This is a genomic window from Trinickia sp. NRRL B-1857 (assembly GCF_050470685.1).
In the GTDB taxonomy this organism is placed as follows: domain Bacteria; phylum Pseudomonadota; class Gammaproteobacteria; order Burkholderiales; family Burkholderiaceae; genus Trinickia.
Genome location: NZ_JBFLUK010000001.1, coordinates 3,561,519 through 3,582,279 on the forward strand (window position 1 = coordinate 3,561,519; position 20,761 = coordinate 3,582,279).

13 protein-coding genes are annotated in these 20,761 nt (G+C 63.8%); 10 read left to right on the forward strand and 3 right to left on the reverse strand.

Going from position 1 to position 20,761, the window contains the following annotated elements:
- Positions 1–82 precede the first annotated feature (82 nt).
- The gene (locus tag AB1286_RS15925; RefSeq protein ID WP_430364169.1) at positions 83–946 is read right to left on the reverse strand and encodes a M15 family metallopeptidase; all 864 of its coding nucleotides are present in this window, start codon (positions 944–946) and stop codon (positions 83–85) included.
- Between the two features lie 125 nt (positions 947–1,071).
- Here AB1286_RS15925 and AB1286_RS15930 point away from each other — a divergent pair, with 125 nt between their 5' ends.
- Positions 1,072–1,977, forward strand: a complete 906-nt coding sequence (locus AB1286_RS15930; RefSeq protein WP_430364170.1) for a phage tail protein — start codon at positions 1,072–1,074, stop codon at positions 1,975–1,977.
- Between the two features lie 30 nt (positions 1,978–2,007).
- Here AB1286_RS15930 and AB1286_RS15935 read toward each other — a convergent pair whose 3' ends face one another.
- The gene (locus AB1286_RS15935) at positions 2,008–3,138 is read right to left on the reverse strand and encodes an alpha/beta fold hydrolase (protein WP_430364171.1); all 1,131 of its coding nucleotides are present in this window, start codon (positions 3,136–3,138) and stop codon (positions 2,008–2,010) included.
- Between the two features lie 141 nt (positions 3,139–3,279).
- Positions 3,280–4,449: a zinc-dependent alcohol dehydrogenase gene (locus tag AB1286_RS15940; protein ID WP_430364172.1), complete on the reverse strand. Its 1,170-nt coding sequence runs from the start codon at positions 4,447–4,449 to the stop codon at positions 3,280–3,282.
- Positions 4,450–4,667: 218 nt separating this feature from the next.
- Between AB1286_RS15940 and AB1286_RS15945 the strand changes: the two genes are divergently transcribed.
- The 9 genes from AB1286_RS15945 (at position 4,668) to AB1286_RS15985 (ending at position 20,735) form a co-directional block, all read left to right on the forward strand.
- Positions 4,668–5,162 (forward strand): ferritin-like domain-containing protein, encoded by a 495-nt coding sequence (locus tag AB1286_RS15945; RefSeq protein WP_430364173.1) that lies wholly within the window; start codon positions 4,668–4,670, stop codon positions 5,160–5,162.
- 54 nt (positions 5,163–5,216) lie between these two features.
- Positions 5,217–5,759 (forward strand): phasin family protein, encoded by a 543-nt coding sequence (locus AB1286_RS15950; protein ID WP_430364174.1) that lies wholly within the window; start codon positions 5,217–5,219, stop codon positions 5,757–5,759.
- Between the two features lie 381 nt (positions 5,760–6,140).
- Positions 6,141–6,692: a GNAT family N-acetyltransferase gene (locus AB1286_RS15955; protein ID WP_430364175.1), complete on the forward strand. Its 552-nt coding sequence runs from the start codon at positions 6,141–6,143 to the stop codon at positions 6,690–6,692.
- A 137-nt stretch (positions 6,693–6,829) separates the two neighbouring features.
- Positions 6,830–7,168 (forward strand): DUF6916 family protein, encoded by a 339-nt coding sequence (locus AB1286_RS15960; RefSeq protein ID WP_430364176.1) that lies wholly within the window; start codon positions 6,830–6,832, stop codon positions 7,166–7,168.
- Positions 7,169–7,218: 50 nt separating this feature from the next.
- Positions 7,219–7,836 carry a phage tail protein gene (locus AB1286_RS15965; protein ID WP_430364177.1) on the forward strand — a complete coding sequence of 206 codons (618 nt, stop codon included), beginning with the start codon at positions 7,219–7,221 and terminating at the stop codon, positions 7,834–7,836.
- A 50-nt stretch (positions 7,837–7,886) separates the two neighbouring features.
- Positions 7,887–16,835: a DUF4347 domain-containing protein gene (locus tag AB1286_RS15970; RefSeq protein WP_430364178.1), complete on the forward strand. Its 8,949-nt coding sequence runs from the start codon at positions 7,887–7,889 to the stop codon at positions 16,833–16,835.
- Between the two features lie 29 nt (positions 16,836–16,864).
- Positions 16,865–18,448: a TolC family protein gene (locus AB1286_RS15975; RefSeq protein ID WP_430364179.1), complete on the forward strand. Its 1,584-nt coding sequence runs from the start codon at positions 16,865–16,867 to the stop codon at positions 18,446–18,448.
- On the forward strand, positions 18,445–19,269 hold the full coding sequence (locus AB1286_RS15980; RefSeq protein ID WP_430364180.1) for an efflux RND transporter periplasmic adaptor subunit: 825 nt from the start codon (positions 18,445–18,447) through the stop codon (positions 19,267–19,269). The genes AB1286_RS15975 and AB1286_RS15980 overlap by 4 nt, the downstream gene beginning before the upstream one ends.
- 5 nt (positions 19,270–19,274) lie before the next feature.
- On the forward strand, positions 19,275–20,735 hold the full coding sequence (locus tag AB1286_RS15985) for an efflux RND transporter periplasmic adaptor subunit (RefSeq protein ID WP_430364181.1): 1,461 nt from the start codon (positions 19,275–19,277) through the stop codon (positions 20,733–20,735).
- The last annotated feature ends 26 nt before the right edge of the window (positions 20,736–20,761 follow it).

Here is a 20,761-nt window from a genome sequence, read left to right on the forward strand (position 1 = left end):
TAACTTGGCGTTCTAGGTCGAATGGCCCGGCGCTGCATGGCGCGAGGCTTTTGCGTATCGGTGCGTGGCGATCGATTTTCGTCTATTGCCCGGCTAGCGCACCGGTAGGTTTGCGTCCTAAGACGAATCCGGGCTTGTGGTATTCAACGTGGCCGAAATCCATCAATTTCCATCGTCCGCCCCATACCAAGCCGACTTGCTCGGCCGTTTGCCCGTACAACTCGTAGCCGTGCATGGCCCAGGGGTCTTTTTCGGAAATGACGACTTTGCCGTCCCGCAAGAAGGCGTTGTCGGCGGCAAGCCCGTATTGGTGATAGCTCTGATATGCGGCCGCATTCGTTACGCCCCCCAACTGCGCGAGCCGGTTTTGTCGATCCGGGCTCCGATAACCTTCCAATAGCACCATTTCGTACCCGTACTGCTCGCGCATGATCTTGTACACGAGCAATAGGCGAGTTCTGAAATCGGCATCCAGCAAATTCCAATCGCGGCTGGCGTCGCGCAGTGCGGGACGGACCTGTTCGACTTCTTTGGTCTCGAAGACCTCGGGCGGCAACGGCGGCGGTGGAACGAGCTGCTCGCCATTGAGCAATGCGGCGATTTTCTCGTCCGGCACGCGGGTATCGCCATCGAACTGAAACAATTGGCGCCCGCGCAATGCAATTGCGATCAATGGAGGCGCCGCAAGGATACCTGCCGTAATCAAAATCATCAAGCGCCGCCGAATCAGTATTTTTTTCGTGTCGACGAGTGCGCCATGAGAAATTCTTACTGATTTATCGATACCGCTTCGGAGATGCGACATTCCCCGCGTGGTTCTACGCGACATACGCCTTTGTAATGCGAGCGCCGCCGAGACGAATGCGCCGCGCGCGGCAGGCAATAGGAACAAGGCGGCGACGGTTACGGCGACGGCGAAATAAGCGGCGAGTGCAACGGCAATCAAGATAGGCCCCGGGGGGAAATAAATTGTATTTTGTAATGCTTGCTCTTAGAATCTGGCCTGCTTGCCAAGGGAGGCCGGATTCCTATTATCACGGCGAATTAAACTACGATTCAACGAGATACTGAATGAGTGCACCGGAAACCACTTCGAAAGGGCGGCCGAGCCTACTTTCCGAGACGGCGCCCGGTGTCCCGGACAGCAGTTCCCGCATCCTCGCGAGCCTTGAAGGGCGCGTGTCCGCGCAGCAGTTACCGCGTCGGCGTTCGAGCAAAAAGCCGCTGGCCGCCGTCGCGTTGGCGGCGGCGATAGGCGCCGGTGCGTTCGGCGCTTGGCAGTGGCAGCGCGCGCAAAACACCCCGCATCCGACGCTTGCCGGCGTCGACCGTTCGCATACGGCGCCCGCCGCCCTAGGTGCGAGCGGCGCCGGCGCGACGGCTAAGGCCGCGCAAAGCGGGCCGGCGGCGGCATCGACGCCGCAAGCGGCCGTGATCGTAGCCGACGATCCGTCGTCTAGCTCTGCATCCGCCTCGGCGTCAGCGCCGGCCGCCGATCCGTTGTCTCGTGCATTGGCGAGCGGCGTCGTGGCGTCTACGGACAAGCCCGCTTCGGTGCCGAGCGCGGATGCGGCGTCGGGTTCGAAGTCGGTGGCGAAGGTGGGTGCAGGCGCACCCGCGCCCGCTACTGCCCGCAACGAGCGCGACAATGCGAAGAGCCGCCGCGAGAAGCTAGCCGCCGCACATCCGGCGAAGCGTGCGAAGGGCCACGCCTCCGGGCGGCCGGACGATCCCGATGCCGATTTGTTGGCTGTACTCGTCGCGCGTACGAAGCCCTATGATTCGCATGCGCCGGTCGCGGCGAGCGGCGCGAAAGGGGTGAGCGCCGCGCATCCCGCGAGCTTGGCCGCGCAAATCAAGCAATGCGACAAGTCCAATTTCTTCGAGGCGCAGCTTTGCCGTTGGCGTGCCTGCTCCGATCACTGGGGTAAGGATCCCGCGTGCCCCAGCGCGAATTCGACGGCGCAAACCCGATAGCGCCGAAGACGAGCGGAAGGTCTGCGACGGCTAACGCGCTTGGGCAACCCAAGCGCCGATCGCAGGCCATGCGTGCTCCAGCGTGCGCGAACCCATGAACAGCCCGATGTGTCCGCCCGGCACCAGGCGCTTCGTGATCTGAGCGGGCGGTGTGCCGAGGTATTTCTCGGCGTCGAACACCTGCTCCTTGGTGGTGATGTCGTCGGCTTCGCCCGCGAGCAAATAGACGGGGCAGACGATCGTGCGCAAATTCAACGTCTTGCCGAGCGCGACATAGGTCCCCTTGGCGAGCCGGTTCTCCTTGAACAGCTGAACGATCGCTTGTAGATACCAGCGGCCGGGCAAGTCGATCGGATTCTCGTACCAGCTCTCGAACGCCTCTTCCTTTTTTAGATAGGCAGGGTCATCGATGTGTTCGTATAGATCGATGTGCTTGGCCATGTAGTGCTGCTCGGGATGCATGTTTTTCCAGCCGCGCAGCATGTACTCGCCGCGCATCAACCCGCCGCCGAGCTCCACGAGCTCTTCGTAAAAGGACGTGGGGTAGGTGTGGGCCATGCGTTTGACGGGGCCGTCGCCGGCGTCCGTATCGATCGGCGAGCCGGCCAGCACCAGCGAAGCCACCTTGTCCGGAAAACGCGCCGCGTACATGGCCGACATCCATCCGCCTTGGCATAACCCGACGAGATTGACGCGGCCGCCGAGATCGTCGACGCATACGTTCAGCTCGGCCAAGTACTGATCGATTTCGAGGTCGCGCATGTCCTCGGTGGCCGATTTCCAATCGGTGAGGAACAAGCGCGACACGCCACTGGCCTGAAGCGTCGCCATCAGGCTCTGACCGGGCTGGTAATCGGCGATCATCGCCGTGTGCCCTGCGAACGGGGCGTCGACGATCGTTGGGATAGTGGCGCCGTGGGAATCCGTCGCATCGCTCGACGAGTAATCGCGCAAGACCATCGTGCGCAGGTCTAGCCGAACGGTATTGGGCGTGGCAAGCTGCGGCCGCAATTCGACGTGCAGCTTTTCTTCTTCCGCGAGAAAGGCGAGGTTTTTCGCATAGAGTTCTGCACCTTCCTCCACCATCGCGGCGGCGGCCGCCATCGGCCAAAACAGTGGCACGCCGAGCGTGGCCAGGTGATGCGGGTGTTTCGCGGACATCGACTCACTCCTTCTCGGCAACTCGTTTTATGCCGGCTCGGGCGGCCGGGACGTGGGTGTGCAGCATCGCTGCAAACGGCGTCAATTGTGTGTCGATTCGAGGTGAGTGCGGTTGACGCGCGTCAACCGCAAGCGGGCATCCTAGGGTTTGAGTACGACCTTGATGCAGCCGTCCACTTTGTCGCGGAACGTCTTGTATAGCCCTGGCCCCTGCTCCAGCGGCGCGGTATGCGTGATGACGAACGACGGATCGATGCGTTTGTTGTCGATGAGTTCGAGCAACTCGCCCATCCAGCGATTGACGTGCGTTTGCCCCATACGGAACGTGAGGCCCTTGTTCATCGCCGCGCCGAACGGAATCTTGTCGAGCACCCCACCGTAGACGCCCGGAATCGAGAGCGTTCCGGCCGGCCTGCACACATAGATCATTTCGCGCGGCACGTGCGGTCGATCCGTCTCCAGCATGACCGCCTGCTTGACGCGGTCGACCATCGAGTCGATCGCGCGTCCCGCATGCGACTCCATGCCCACCGCATCGATGCACACTTCCGGACCTTTGCCCTGCGTCAACGCGTTCAACCGTTCGACCACGCTTTCTTCGTCGAAGTCGATCGGCACCGCGCCGGCCGAGGCCGCCATCGCCAAGCGCTCGGGTACTCGATCGATGACGACGACTTGCTTCGCGCCGAGCAACAACGCGCTACGCACGGCCATCTGTCCGACGGGTCCCGCGCCCCAGATCGCGACCGTATCGGTAGGCTGAACGTCGCATTGGACGACGGCTTGCCAGCCGGTCGGCAGGATATCGCCGAGAAAGAGCACTTGCTCGTCCGTCAGTCCCTCTGGCACCTTGATGTGTGTCCTGTCGGCGAACGGCACGCGGACATATTCCGCTTGTCCGCCCGCATAGCCGCCCGTTAGATGCGAGTAGCCGAATAGCCCCGCGGTCGCATGCCCGAAGACTTTGTCGGCCATGGACTTGTTGCGGTTGCTTCGTTCGCAAACGGAAAAATTCCCGCGCCGGCACTGGTCGCATTCGCCACAGATGATCGTGAAGGGAACGACCACGCGATCGCCGGGTTTGAGCGCGCGATTGTCTTTTCCGACTTCGACGACTTCGCCCATGAATTCGTGGCCCATCACGTCGCCGTGTTCCATGCTCGGCATGAGTCCGTCGAACAAGTGCAGATCGGAGCCGCAGATCGCGCAAGTGGAGACCTTCACGATCGCATCGCGTCCGTCTTCGATGACCGGATCGGGCACCGTGTCGTAGCGGATGTCGTGCTTGCCGTGCCAACAGAGCGCTCGCATGTTGGTTGTCCTTAGCGTGGCCGGGCGCATCCGCAGAAACAGGAAGTCCGCAGCGTGTGGTTTCGAGGGAACGACGAGCTCGTTCCGAGCAACGCGCGTTCCTATGTCCACTCATTGCGAAGGCACGAGCGTTGCGGCAGTGCGGCAGACCCGAGCCGCTTCTCATGAGGCGTATCCGTTTCGGGCAGCACTTATCGTTGACATAAAGGACATTCACCATGGCACGCAAAACATTGGAAGATCTGTTCATTCACGCCCTGTCGGATATGTACAGCGCGGAGAAGCAACTGACGAAGGCACTCGGTAAGCTCTCGCGCGCGGCGACGAACGAGCAACTGTCTAAGGCCTTCGAGACGCACTTGCAGGAAACGCACGGGCAAGTCGAACGCATCGATCAAGTTGTGGAGAAATGCGGTATCCGGCTGAAGAGGATGAAGTGCGCGGCGATGGAGGGTCTGATCGAAGAAGGCGAGGAACTGATCGACGAGATCGAGAAGGGCCCCGTGCTCGATGCCGGCTTGATCGGCGCGGCGCAGAAAGTCGAACACTATGAGATCGCCTCGTACGGCACGCTATGCGCACTGGCTAAGCAGCTCGGCCGGCAAGAGGCCGTGACGTTGCTCAAGGAAACGCTGGAGGAGGAGAAGGCGACCGACAAGAAGCTCACCGAATTCGCCGAGAAAGTGGGCAATCCGGAGGCGAGCAAGCACTGACGTTTCCGACCGATTCGTTCCTGTATCGATTTCTCTCTTCGATGGAGTCAAACGATGAGTTCATCTGCAATCGACTATGCCGGCGAAGCCGCGCGTGCGCGCTCCGCGGGGCAAGTGGCCTTCGCATCGATGGCCGATATCGCCAACCAAACGTTCGACGGGTTCGAGCGTCTCGCGCGCTTGAATCTGCAAACGGTGAAGACCACGCTGGCCGAGCAGCACGGCATTGCGCTCGAGGCCGTCGATTCGCGTTCGATCGCGTGGATCGTGACGCTGCCGACGGCGCAGGCACAAGCCGGCTTCAAGAAAGCGCTCGCCTATTGGCAGCATCTCAGTGCGATCGCTAGCGAGACCGCTGCGAACAACGCGGGGGCGAGTTGGGAAGGTCTGAGCGCCTGCACGAATTGGTTCGCGTCGACGTATTCGGAGGTGGCGCGCTCACGCACGGGCGGCACGCTTGTCCTTGCCTCGCCCGATGAAAGTTTGCCCGTACCGGCCGAGGAGCAAGCGGCGATGACGGCGAAGGGCGCAGCCAAAAAACGCTCGGTAGAGATTGTCGACGGTTCGGGAAATGTCGTTTCCTCGGTCAAGCAATAGTGGATTGCGCCTCGAGCGCTAGACGCCAGTGCGGCCGATTATGAAGAAAACGTAATGGCGCGCTAACGTTTGCATGTTTTCAAAATACGGTATCCACCCTGTTTTATTTTGGAAAACGGTTTTCCGAGATTTTGAACGGCGCCCGGCTCGAGGCGCCGTTTTCTCCACCCGAGCGCGGATGTACGCGTGTCGATCCGGGTATCCCCGTAGTAAGCGCGCATCGACTGCGATTGCTAGTAGCGTATCTCTAGACTAATATCCACACCGTCATGTCGCCTATCGACACTTGTTAAGTTTCATGGCCCGATCGACACCCTTCACAGTGAGGCGTTTATCGGCCGTCATGAATGATGGTGAGATCTCAGAGGCGTCGAGCCGCGTATGAATGAAGGTGCGAGCATGTTGAGCGGGATGGGCGAGCGGTTGCATTTACGCGCTGCGAGCGAACCCGATCGCGCTTTTTTGTACAGCGTGTTCGAAAGTACGCGCGCGGACGAATTCGCACGGGCCGGTTTAAGTGCGGATCGTATTGCGGCGTTGTTGGCCCAGCAGTTTTCGATGCAGGACGCGTATTACCGCACCCACTATCCGCACGGCTCATTCGATGTGGTGATGCTTGGTAATGAACGTGTCGGTCGTCTCTACCATGATTGGCGCGCCCACGAGGCGCGTTTGATCGATATCGCATTGTTGCCGGCCTATCGCGGAGCGGGGCTCGGGACGAAGTTGATGAACGCTTTCGTCGCTCAAGCGGCGGCCAAGGCGATTCCGATCGTGTTGTATGTCGAGATGGAGAACCCCGTGCAAGCGCTTTATCGCAGGCTCGGGTTCGAGGCCGTCGGCGAGAACGGTGTTTATATCCAGATGCGGCGTGAAGTTGCGCCGTACGCCGGCGCCGACGTGACGTCCGTTGCAGGGCTCGCGTTGGACTAAGCGAGGCAGTACTGAACCGTGCGGTTGAAATAGGCGCAGGCGCGCCGGCGCCGCGGGCCACGGAGATAAGGCGGTAAGAACCACAGACCACGGTTGAAGCATCGACCGTAAATAACGAACGACGAGCGGGGGCTTGTTTGCTGTCCATTCCTACCCACGAAGAGTTGCTCGCAGCCATCGGGCAGCGCTTCACCATCAGCGCCCACGGACATACCGTTGAGGCCGTGCTGTCGCACGCGCCCCTCGGCATTCCCATGAACGAGAGCTTCGTTTGCTATTCAGGCACGTTCGAGCTGCCCGCCGGCGTTTTTCTTCCGCAAGACGTTTATCGCATCGGTTCGCCGACCGGCTCCGCTTGGGACCTGCTGGCCACTCCGACGCAACCGACAGGAGACGGACTCTCGACGCTGAGCTTCGTCGTGCATTGCCGTATCGACGAGCTGGCCCAGGGCGCCGGCTCGCGGGACGTTCAGTAGGGCGTTGTTTTCATTTTTCGAATCTAGGAATTATCGACAGGAGGCGTGTGATGAGTGATCCGTTTATCGGTGAAATCCGCATGGCGGGCTTTAACTTTGCGCCGACCGGCTGGGCGCAGTGCCAGGGCCAAACGATTGCGATTTCACAAAACCAGGCGTTGTTCGCCTTGCTCGGCACGGTTTACGGCGGCAATGGCGTATCGAATTACCAACTGCCGGATCTGCGAGGCCGCACGCCCGTCGGTATGGGCCAGGGCTTGGGGTTGTCGAACATCGACATCGGTGAATCGGACGGGGTGGAGAACATCACGCTGACGTCGGGCAACATGCCGCAGCATACGCACGTAGCAGCGGTGACGGGAGGCGGCACCGTAACGGGGGCGATCGCGATTCCGGCGACGACGAGTACGGCGGCGCAAACCGAAGGTGCGACGCCTGGGCCGACGACGGTACTCGGACCGATCGCCGTCACCGGTCACCCAGGCTCGCTCTACAGCACGGCTGCACCGAATACGACCCTCGCGCCATTTAACGTGAGCCTACAAAGTTCGGCACCGGCGATTCAAAACGGGTTGGCGGGAAGTAGTTTGCCGTTCTCGTCGCGCAATCCGTATCTGGGCATCAATTTCATCATCGCGCTTCAGGGCGTCTTCCCGTCACGCGGGTAACGGATGATGCATGCGTGCCGCGCGCGGCACGCTTTTTGGGATATCAAGCGATGAAACTTGCCGCCAACCTGTCGAAGCTCCTCGCCGCATTGCGCGCATCGGAGAAACGCACCCATAACATGGGCGCTGCGTTGCCCGCGCCGCTGATCGTCGCGCTCGAACCTCGCATCGTCTACGATGCATCGGCTGCGGCAATTGGGGCGGCGGCTACGGCTGCGCAACATCACCCGGTGGGCGAGCAGGCACATACCGGAGGCGCTGCCGCGCGCGAGGCGGCGAGCCCGATTGCCGCGATGTCGCGCATCGCCGCGGCGGCGACCACGCCGGCAGCGGGTGCCGAGCCAAGCTCGGGTATCGGCGCATCGGCACGTGCGGGGTATGGTTCTACGGCGCTAACGCAGGCGATGGCGACGAAGGCCGCCGGCAGCCAAGATGTCGCAGCAACCGCTCGCGGCGGTTATACCGTCGCGCCCTCGGCCGATTCGCCCTCGGAAATGTCGACGGTGCGCGCGGTACACGGCTATACCGATATGGCGGGTGCGGCGGCGGGCAAGCAAGTCGTTTTCATCGATTCGAACGTCAGCGGTTATCAAACGCTCGTCGCCGGCTTGCCTGCCGGGACGCAATACGTGGTCCTCGATTCGTCGAAGGATGGGCTCGCACAAATCGCGCAATATCTCGAGCAGCACCCTGGCGTGAGTTCGATTCATCTCGTTTCGCACGGCGCGGACGGTGAAATTCAAGTCGGAAATACTTGGCTTAACGAAGGTGACCTGTCGGCCTACAGCGCCGAGCTTGCAAAGATCGGCGCGGCGATGAAGCCGGGCGGCGATTTTTTGATTTACGGCTGCGATGTCGCGCAACGGGCCGACGGCCAACTGCTCGTGCAGCAAATCGCATCGATCACGCATTTGAATGTCGCGGCATCCACGGATCTGACCGGCGCCGCCTCACTCGGCGGCAACTGGAACCTCGAATACGATGTGGGCGCAGTGACGACGCCCGTGATCTTTTCGCAGGCCGCCGAGGCGAGGTACGGCGATCTTCTGACCCAGACCAACGACAGTTACAATGCCTACGCGAACGGCGGCGCCGGGGAAACCGTCGCGACCTCCGCGACTTCTTTCACGCTGGACGGTGTGACCTACACGACCGACGGCGCGGTGACGAGCGGTGTGTACACGGCCAATGAAAGCGCTCCGCTCTCGGTTTCCGCGAGCGACGGCGTACTGATGATCAATCAGCCGGGCGACGTCCAAATGACGCGCGTGACGATCACGCTCGCCAACGGCGATCCGCTGGCGGTGACTAGCTTCGACTTCGACGAGGGCCTGAGCGACGGCACAATCTGGTTGCGGCCGAACGGCAACACCACTGGCCAGATTCAGCTATCGGGTGCTCAGTTATCCGGGCACGTCGATCTTTCCGGTTATAGCCAGTTCAAGGGCATCACGTCGCTCGTTATCGTCGATTCCGGCGACTCGGGCACCTTCACGCCGACGCTGAACAACCTTACCTACATCGACTTGTCCTCGCCGCCGGTCGCCACCGCCACGGGCGGCAGCACGGCATTTGTGGCTGGCGACAACGTTACGTCCACGCCAGTTGCTGTCGACTCGGGCATCACGTTGACCGACGGCGATTCGACTACGGCCGTCAGCGCTGCCGTCTCGATCACGGGCAATTTCCATAGCAGCGAGGACACGCTCGCCTTCACGAATACGAGCGGGGCGACCTACGGCGATATATCGGCTACCTATAACGCGGGTGCGGGTGTACTGACGCTGACGTCATCCTCCGGTACGGCGACGATTGCGCAGTGGCAAAACGCGCTGCGAGCGGTCACGTACACCGATACCGCCATCACCCCGAACACGGCTACGCGCACCGTCAGCTTTACGATCACGAGCGACGGGTATACGGCCGGTAACACCACGACCAAACAGGTCAGCGTCGCTGACACCGATCAAACGCCGACCATTCATACGACGGGCGGGACGACGAGCTATGGCGATGGCGGTTCGGCCGTCACGATAGACAGCGACATTACCGTCAGCGATACGGACAATACAACGCAATCGTCGGGGACGGTATCGATCTCGGGCGGCTTCCATAGCGGCGATACGCTCTCGTTCACGAACGACGGCTCGACGATGGGCAACATCGTGGGCTCGTACAACGCGGCGACAGGCGTACTGACGCTCACGTCCTCCAGTGCGACCGCAACAGATGCCCAGTGGGGGCACGCCCTGTCGGCGGTTTCCTTCTCAAGCACGAGCACGACGCTAGGCTCGCGGACGATCTCGTTTGCGACCAGCGACGGCACGAAGACGAGCACGGCTGCAACCGATACCGTCAACGTCGTGAACCCGATGCAGGTGACGACCGATTCGGGCTCTGCCGCGTTCGTGGCCGGCGATAACGTCACCTCGACCCCGGTTGCCGTCGATTCCGGCATCACCTTGACCGATGCGGCCACCGGTACGTTGTCGATGGCGACCGTGGCGATCACGGGCAACTACGTCAACAGCGAAGACGCTCTGGCGTTCATGAACGACGGCTCGACGATGGGCAACATCGCGGCCTCGTATAACTCGGGGACGGGCGTGATGACGCTGACGTCGTCGGGCGCCACGGCCACGCTCGCGCAATGGCAGAGCGCGCTGCGATCGGTGACCTACACCGATACGGTCGTGACGCCGAACCCGGCGACGCGCACGATCAGTTTTTCGGCCACCGATAGCCTGGGCAACACGAGCGCCACCGCGACGCGCACCGTGACGGTGACCGATACGGATCAATCGCCGATCGTCCATACGACGGGCGGAACCACGAGCTACGTGGGCGCAAGCTCCGCGGTGACGATCGACAGCGGCATCATAGTGAGCGATCAGGATAATGCGACGCAATCGTCAGGCACGGTGTCGGTGTCGGGCGGCTTCCATAGCGGCGATACCCTATCGTTCACGAACGACGGTTCGACGATGGGCAATATCGTGGGCTCTTACAACGCCGCGACGGGCGTGCTGACGCTGACGTCGTCGGGCTCGTCGGCCAATGACGCGCAGTGGGCCAATGCTTTGAAGTCCGTGACGTTCTCGAGCACGAGTACCACCTACGGCAATCGGACGATCTCGTTCGCGACGAACGACGGTACCAAGACGAGCGTCGCCGCTACGGACACGGTCAACATGACGGCACCGCCGGTGATTACGACCGATGCGGGGTCGGCGGCGTTCGTGGCAGGCGACAACGTCACCTCGACGCCGGTGGCGATCGATTCCGGCTTGACCGTCACGGACGGCAGCGCGACGACGCTCGGCTCGGCGACGGTCGCGATCACGGGCAACTTCCATGGCAGCGAAGACGCGCTCGCGTTCACGAACGACGGCTCGACGATGGGCAACATCGCGGCTTCGTATAACTCGGGGACGGGCGTGATGACGCTGACGTCGTCGGGCGCCACGGCCACGCTCGCGCAATGGCAGAGCGCGCTACGATCGGTGACCTACACCGATACGGTCGTGACGCCGAACCCGGCGACGCGCACGATCAGCTTCACGGCGGTGGACGGCGCGGGCAACACGAGCGGCACGTCTACCCGAACCGTCACTGTCACCGACACCGATCAAACGCCGATCGTTCATACGACGGGCGGCACGACGAGCTACGTGGGTGCATCGGCGGGCGTCACGATCGACGGTCACGTCACGGTAAGCGATCAGGACAACACGACGCAGACGTCGGCCACGGTGGCGGTTACGACCGGCTTTCACACGGGCGACGTGCTGAGCTTTACGAACGACGGTTTGACGATGGGCAATATCCAGGCGTCGTACAGCGCGGGTACGGGCGTGTTGCTGCTCACGTCGATCGGCAGCACTGCGACGAACCCGCAATGGGAGAGCGCGTTGAGCGCTGTCACGTTCTCCAGCACTAGCACGACCTACGGCGACCGGACCATCTGGTACCAGGTGAACGACGGTACGAAGAACAGCACGCAGGCGGCGGACACGATCCACATGACGGCGCCGCCGGCGATCACGACCGATTCGGGTTCGGCCGCGTTCGTCTCGGGCGACAACACGACTTCGACGCCGGTGACGATCGATTCCGGCCTGACCGTCACCGACGGCAGTGCCGCGACGCTCGGCTCGACGACCGTCGCGATCACGGGCAACTTCCATAGCGGCGAAGACGAGCTCGCGTTCACGAACAACGGCACGACGATGGGCAACATCACGGCCTCGTACAACGCGACGACAGGCGTGATGACGCTGACGTCGGCGGGTGCCACGGCCACGCTCGCGCAATGGCAAAGCGCGTTGCAATCCGTGACCTATACCGACACTGCCGTCACGCCGAACACGGCGACACGCACGATCGCCTTCACGGCGTTGGATGGGGCGGGCAATACGAGCGCCACGGCCACGCGCACGATCTCGGTGACGGCGACCGATCAAACGCCGATCGTTCATACGACGGGCGGCACGACGAACTATGTCGGCGGCGCGGCGGCCGCGACCATCGACGGTGGGGTCTCGGTCAGCGATCTCGATAACACGACGCAGTCCTCCGCCACGGTCTCGATCGGAACGGGTTTCCATTCGGGCGATACGCTCACGTTCGTCAATACGAGTTCGGCGACGTTCGGCAACATCGTCGGTTCATACAATGCCGGGACGGGCGTGTTGACGCTGACCTCGTCGGGGGCGACCGCGTCGGACGCGCAGTGGTCGAATGCGCTGAGTGCAGTCACGTTCGCGGCGGCATCGAACGCGACGCCCGGCAATCGCACGATTTCCTTTGCGACGAGCGACGGCACCAAGACGAGCACCGCGGCCACCGATACGGTCGATCTGCTCGGTCCGCCCACGATCGCGACCGATTCGGGCTCCGCATCGTTCGTCGAAGCCGACAATACCGCCTCCACGCCGGTGGCGATCGATAGCGGGCTTACGCTGACCGATGGCGTCTCGCCGACGCTGGCTTCGGCCACCGTCGCCATCACGGGCAACTTCCACAGCGGCGAAGACGTGCTCGCGTTCGTCAATACGAATGCGACGACGTTCGGCAACGTTGCCGCTTCCTACAATACAGCGACGGGCGTGTTGACCTTGTCCTCGACGGGCAACACGGCCACGCTTGCGCAATGGCAAGCCGCGCTCGAGGCTGTCACCTACACCGATACGGCCGTCACGCCGAACACGGCGACGCGTACGCTCAGCTTCTCGGCGGTCGATACGAGCGCCGTGACGAGCAATACCGCCACACGCACGGTCACGGTCACGGCGACCGATCAATCGCCCACGGTCGCGGTGACGGGCGGCGCGAGGAACTACGTCGGCGGTACGACGGCCGCAACCATCGACGGCGGGGTCTCGGTCAGCGATCTCGACAACACGACGCAGTCCTCCGCCACGGTCTCGATCGGGACGGGCTTCCATTCGGGCGATACGCTTTCGTTCCTCAATACGAGTTCGGCGACGTTCGGCAACATCGTCGGTTCGTACAATGCCGGGACGGGCGTATTGACGCTGACGTCGTCGGGTTCCACAGCGTCCAACGCGCAGTGGTCGCATGCATTGGCCGCGGTGACGTTCTCGGCCGGGTCGAGTGCAACGCCGGGCAACCGCACGATCTCGTTTGCCGTCAACGACGGTACGAAGACGGGCCCGACGTCCAGCGACACGGTCGACGTACTCGGGCCGCCCACGATCACGACCGACTCGGGCTCGGCCGCTTTCGTCGCGGGCGACAACACGAGCTCGACACCGGTGACGATCGACTCCGGGTTGACGTTGACGGACGGTGCGGCGCCGACGCTCGGCTCGGCGAGCGTGTCGATCACGGGCAACTTCCATAGCGGCGAGGACGTGCTCGCGTTCACGAACACGAGTGCGACGACGTTCGGCAACATCTCGGGTTCGTACAATGCGGCAACGGGCGTGCTGAGCCTGTCCTCGACGGGCAACACGGCGACGCTCGCGCAATGGCAGGCCGCACTCGATGCCGTGACCTACACCGATACGGCCGTGACGCCGAACGCCGCGACGCGCACGATCAGTTTCTCGGTGGTGGATACCGCCAGCGTCACGAGCAACACCGCGACGCGAACGGTGACGGTTGCCGATACCGACCAAACGCCGATCGTCACGGCGACGAGCGGTACGACGAATTACGTGGCCGGGACGTCGGCTGCACCGATCGATACCGGCGTGTCGGTCGCCGACCTCGACAACACCACACAGGCATCGGGCACCGTATCGATCGCGACCGGCTTCCAAAGCGGCGATACGCTCGCATTCGTCAATACGAGTTCGGCGACGTTCGGCAACATCGTCGGTTCGTACAATGCCGGGACGGGCGTATTGACGCTGACCTCGTCCGGCGCGACGGCGAGCGATGCGCAGTGGTCGGCCGCGATGCGCGCAGTCACGTTCTCGGCGAGCGCCGGCGCGACCCCGGGCAACCGCTCGATCGCCTTCTCGACGAGCGACGGCGTCAAGACGAGTGCGGCGGCAACGCGCGCCGTCGACGTACTCGGGCCGCCCACGATCACGACCGACTCGGGCTTGGCCGCTTTCGTCGCGGGCGACAACACGAGCTCGACACCGGTGACGATCGACTCCGGGTTGACGTTGACGGACGGTGCGGCACCGACGCTCGGCTCGGCGAGCGTGTCGATCACGGGCAACTTCCATAGCGGCGAGGACGTGCTCGCGTTCACGAACACGAGTGCGACGACGTTCGGCAACATCTCGGGTTCGTACAATGCGGCAACGGGCGTGCTGAGCCTGTCCTCGACGGGCAACACGGCGACGCTCGCGCAATGGCAGGCCGCACTCGATGCCGTGACCTACACCGATACGGCCGTGACGCCGAACGCCGCGACGCGCACGATCAGCTTCTCGGTGGTGGATACCGCCAGCGTCACGAGCAACACCGCGATGCGAACGGTGACGGTTGCCGATACCGACCAAACGCCGATCGTGACGACGGCGAGCGGCACGACGAACTACGTTGTGGGCACCGCAAGCACGATCGTCAATCCGCACGTAACCGTTACCGACCTCGACAACGCGACACAATCGTCAGCGACGGTGGCGATCACGAGCAATTTCCATAGCGGCGAGGACGTGCTCTCGTTCGCGAACACGAGCGCAGCCACGTTCGGCAATATCGCCGCGACGTTCGATGCGGCGACGGGCGTGCTCACGTTGACCTCGGCCGGCGGCACCGCCACCGACGCGCAGTGGGCGAGCGCGCTCAGCGCGGTCGGTTTTTCGAGCGTGGGGACGCACTTCGGCAATCGCACCGTTTCGTTCGCCACGAGCGACGGTACCAAGACGAGCGCGGCGGCCAGCGCGAGCGTGTCGTTCATCGACAAACCGAACGTCACGCTCGACACGGGGTCGGCTTCGTTCGTCGCCGCCGACAATGCGACCTCGACGCCGATCGCCGTCGCGCCCGGACTCACGTTGAGCGATGCGAGCACCACTTTGTCGACGGCCAGCATCGCCATCACGGGTAACTTCCATAGCGGCGAGGACGTGCTTGCGTTCACGAATACGAACGCCGCGGCATTCGGCAACATCTCGGGTTCGTACAATGCGGCAACAGGCGTGCTAAGCCTATCCTCGGCAGGCAACACGGCCACGCTTACGCAATGGCGGACCGCGCTGGCTTCGGTCACCTATACGGATACCGCGGTCAAGCCCGCCAATGCCGCACGGACGATCAGCTTCACGGTGACCGACGGCAACGGTACGGCGAGCGACGTGCACGCTCGCAGCGTGACCGTGACCGACACGGACCAAACGCCGACGCTCGCCGTCGGCGGCAGCGTGACGTTCACATGGAACCCTGCCCACTCGACGCCGGTCGCGGTGGCGCCGCAGGTGAGCGTCGGCGATCGCGATGCGAGCGCTACGCTGACCTCGGCGCAAGTGAAGATCACCACAGGTTTCGATGCGGCGCACGATACGCTCGCATTGGCGGCGGGAACGAGCGGCTTCACGGCGAGCTACGATGTCAACACGGGCGTGCTGACGTTGACGAGCAATACGGCGACGCCGGCGCAATGGCAAAGCGCATTGCAGTCGGTCACGTATTCGAACTCGGAATTCCGCGCGACGGGTAGCCGCACGATCAGTTTCACGATCAGCGACGGCGTGAAGACGAGTGCCGCCGCCAAGAATACGGTCACCATCGTTGCCGGGCCGGCCGGCGGTACGCCGACCGCGGCATTGCCGGTTACGCCCCCCGCCGAACCGCCTTCGACTGTTACTTCGTCGCATCCGACTGGATCCGACGACACCGCGCCGCCTGACGTGCTCGGCGAATTGGGCGACAGCCGCCCGATCGGCTCCGTGCCGTCGGTGCCGACGATCACCTTCTCCGATCCGAGCGCGCCTGCCACCGGCTTCTCGCTCAATCGCACGACGGTGACGAGATTCGACCCGGCAGCGTTGAACGCGGCGCTGGCCGTGACGCCGTCCCCGATACCGATGTCGTTCTCCGACTTGGCCGTGCCGGTGCCCGAACACGATCCGTTCTCGATCGAAGTGGCGACGCTGCTGCCGCCGTCGCAGGCGATGGGCAGCGCGATGTCCGATGTCACTGTGCGTATGGCCGACGGCCGCTCGTTGCCGGGCTGGCTGCACTACGACGCGGCAAGCGGTGCGTTGCGCGGCAAGGTACCGCAGGGCATCGAGAACGTGCACATCGTCGTCGAGGTGCACGATGCGTCCGGCCATACTGCACGGCGCGAGGTCGTGCTCGCGCCGCGCGGTACGGCCCACGAGGTCGCGCATCCGGACCGCCACACCGTGCACCCGTCTGCCCATCCGAACGGCCATGCCGATCGCGGCGTGACCCAACCGCTCGCCGCGCGCGCCGCCCGTCCGCTCGGCAAGCCGTCGCTCGATCAGCAATTCGCGCAGGCGCGTGCTGCCTTGCACGTGGCGCGTCCCAGCGGCCCGGTCCGCCGCGTATGAATATAAATTCCCGTCATCTTCCAATACCAATGAGCGCACAAACGACCCCCGCCGAACTTCACTTCTCGTCCCCACGCGGGTCAACATCGAAGCAGGGCTCGCGCGGCCTGCGCCTCTCGCTGATCGGCGTCGCCGTTGCGGCGCTCGCGCTTTCGGGTTGCGCGATTCGTCCGAAGCCGTTTACGGATGCCGAGCGCGCGCAGACGGCGCAAGCCGATCGCACGGCGATGTTCTCGGGGCAGCCGGCGCTCTCGGGACCCTTGACGCTCGAGGAAGCCATGGCGCGGGCGATTCGTTACAACCTCGACCATCGCTTGAAGATGATGGAAGAGGCGCTGGCGCAAAAGCAACTCGATCTCGCCAATTTCGACATGCTGCCGAAGCTGACCGCGGACGCCGGGTACACGCACCGCGATCATCTACTCGTATCGTCCTCGGAGGATTACTTCACGCGCGGGCAGTCGCTGCCGCCTTCGTATTCGAGCGACCAGAACGAGCGCACGGCCGATCTCGCGTTTTCTTGGAACATCCTCGACTTCGGCGTGAGCTACTTCGAGGCAAAAGAGCAGGCCGACCGTGTGCTCGTCGTGGAGCAACGCCGCCGCAAGGTCGTGCAACTGATGATGCAGCAGGTGCGCGAGGCGTATTGGCAGGCGGCCGGCGCCGAGCGTCTGTCGAGCCGCATCGCGCCTTTACTCGTGCAAGCGAAGCAGGCGCTCGAGGAATCGCGCCAATCGCAATCGGAACGGCTGCGCTCGCCGCTCGAGACGCTCGCCTATCAGCATGCGCTGCTCGACATCATGCGTCAGCTTGAAGCCGTGCGCGATCAGCTCGACGAAGCCAAGCCGCGGCTCGCTTCGCTGATGAATATCGCGCCGGGCACGGATTTCAAGTTGGCTCCTCCCGAGGGTTTCGCGGTGCCGACGTTCGGCATGCCGATGCCCCAGATGGAGGAGACCGCGCTCGAACGCCGGCCGGAACTCGTCGAAGCGAGCTACAACGAACGCATCAGCGTCAACGAGACGCATAAAGCGATCGCTAAGCTGTTGCCCGGCATCGAGTTGCAATTGGGCTCGCACTACGACAGCAACAGCTTTCTGATGTTTCATTCATGGCGCGCGGCGGGCGTGAATGTAAGCTGGAACCTGCTGAATCTGCTCAACGAGAAGAGCATCCGCGGCGCCGCCGATGCGCAGCACCAAGTGGCGCGCGCGCAGCAGCTCGCGTTGTCGATGGCCGTGCTCACGCAAGTGCACGTGGCCCGCGCCGAGTTGGCCGCGAAGCAGCGCCAGTTCGATCTGTTCAAGCAATTGAACGACGTCGATGCGCAGATCCTGCAACATACGCACAACGCGACGATCGCCAATGCGCAAGGCAAGCTCGAGGAGATTCGCGCGGCGACGTCCGCGATGATGTCGGAATTACGCCTGTATCAAAGCTACGGCGAACTCGAGAGCGCGTACGGGCAACTGCTCGCGACGCTCGGCCTCGATCCGCTGCCGGCAAGCCTCGGCGCAGGTAATGGCGATTTGAAGACGATCGAGCAATCGATCGAGACGGAGCAAGCGCGCTGGGCGTCGTTCGGCAGCGCGGACGGAGTCAAAAAGCAATGAATCGATGGTGTAGGGCAGGGCTGCGCGCCGCGGCCCTGATGTGGGTGGTTCAACACGCGCTGGCCGCGGCGCCGCAAGCCGCGGCACCGCATGCGCCGGCGCCTGCCGTTCCCGCGGCCCCGGCGTCCGTATCGGCTTCCGGTCGTACGCAGGACGACGGCCGCATTCGCATTCAGCTCGTCGCGCGCGATCAAGTCGATTTGTCGAGCGAGATCAGCGCGAAGATCGCCTCGATGCCGTTTCGCGACGGCGACGCGTTCCGCGCAGGGCAAACGCTCGTCTCGCTCGATTGCTCGCTGTACGCGGCGCAACTGCACAAGGCGCAAGCCGAGGCCGACGCGGCCGTGCAGCTCAAGCGCGTCGACGATCGGCTCTCGCAATTGCATTCGATCGGCGAGATCGACGTCCAGCAGGCGGAAGCCAAGGCCAAGGCGAGCGCGGCCGAGGTGGCTTATATGCAGGCGACGGTTCGCAAATGCGGCATCGCCGCGCCGTTCGACGGCCGCGTGGTCAAGCGCAGCGCGGCGGCGCAACAGTTCGCCGAACCGGGCAAGCCCTTGTTGACGATCGTCGATACGAGCCATCTCGAACTGAAGATGATCGTGCCGTCCAAATGGCTCGCGTGGCTCAAGCCGGGCCATCCGCTGAGCGTCAATGTCGACGAAGTCGGCAAGACCTATCCCGCGACCGTTGCGCGGATCGGCGCACGCGTCGATCCCGTGACGCAGACGGTCGATGTGACGGCGGCCCTCTCGGGCCGAGCGCCCGAGTTGTTGCCGGGCATGAGCGGCTGGGCGAGCTTCGCCGACGTGGGCCGCTGATCGCCATGAACGCTCCGCTGCAAATCGAGGCGGGCACGCTTGCCGTCCTGTGGCAGTTGTCGGCGCGCGCGCGTGAAGCAAGCAGCGAGGAGACGCTCGGCTTCGTCATCGTCAACGAATCGCTGTCGCTCGTGCCCTATCGCCAGGCGGCGTGGTGGCGTGCGCGATCGCCGGTGCCGGGGGCGGTCGCCGCAGTCTCGGGGTTGCCGCAGAGCGACCCGGGCGCACCCTACGTGCAATGGCTCGGACAGGTATGCCGGGTGCTCGAGCGTCGATCGATCGACGAGGGCGGGCCCGCACAAGAAGCGAGGCCGGACGGCGCCGGCGCGGATGCCGGGACCACTGCCGCGGCTGCGGCGCAGCCGGCCGCTCCCGCTCCCGATCCCGCGCCGCGCGCGTGGCCGCAGGCGTTCACCGCTGCGCTTCTGCCCGAAGCACTGGCCGCCGATTGGGACGACTGGTGGCCGGCTCATGCGCTCTGGGTGCCGTTGGTCGACCGGTCGGGGCGCTCGCTCGGCGGCGTCGTTTTCGCGCGCGAGCAGGTTTGGACGCCCGTGGACGAGGCGCTCTTCGCCGAACTGGCGCGCGTCTGGTCCCATGCGCTCGCGGCATTCGCGCCGCGTGCATCGTGGCTGGAACGCGCGAAGCTCACGTTCAGTACCGGTAAGCATCGGCGCCGCGCGCTTGCTGCGATCGCGTGCGCACTGGTGCTGCCCGTGCCGCTGACCGTGCTCGCGCCCGCCGAGGTGACCGCGAAAGATCCGTTCGTTGTGCGGGCGCCGCTCGACGGCGTGATCGATCGCTTGTTCGCGCAGCCGAATCAGCGCGTGGCCGCCGGCGCGCCGCTGTTCGCGCTCGATTCGACCGCGCTTGCCTCGCGCTATGCGCTGGCTAACAAGAATTACGCGACGGCCCAGGAGGAATACCGGCAGACGGCCCAGCTTGCGGTCACCGACGACAAAGACCGGCTCGACATGGCGCTCCGTAAGGGCAAGCTCGACGAAAGTGCGATCGAACTCGACTACACGGCGCGCGAGCTTGCGCGCGTGCGAGTGAATGCGCCGCGCGCGGGGGTGGCCGTATTCTCCGATCCGAACGATTGGAACGGCAAAGCGGTGTCGATCGGCGAGAAGGTCATGCTGCTCGCCGATCCGGCCAGCGTCGAATTGACGGCCTACGTACCCGTCGCCGATAACGTGGACGTCGTCCCCGGCGCGACGCTCACGCTCTATCCGAAGAGTTCGCCGCTCGCGGCCTACGATGCGCGTATCGATACGGTTGCCTATCGGGCGGAGCCGACGCCCGAGGGTGTCATCGCCTACCGCGTCAAGGCGACGTTCGAGGGGGCCGTCAAGCCGCCGCTCGGCGTCATGGGCACCGCGCGCATTCACGGCCGCTGGGTGCCGCTCGCCTACTATCTGCTGCGCCGGCCGCTCGCAACGGCCAGGCAGTGGCTCGGCTGGTAGGCGAGACGTGCGCCACTCTCTGAGCT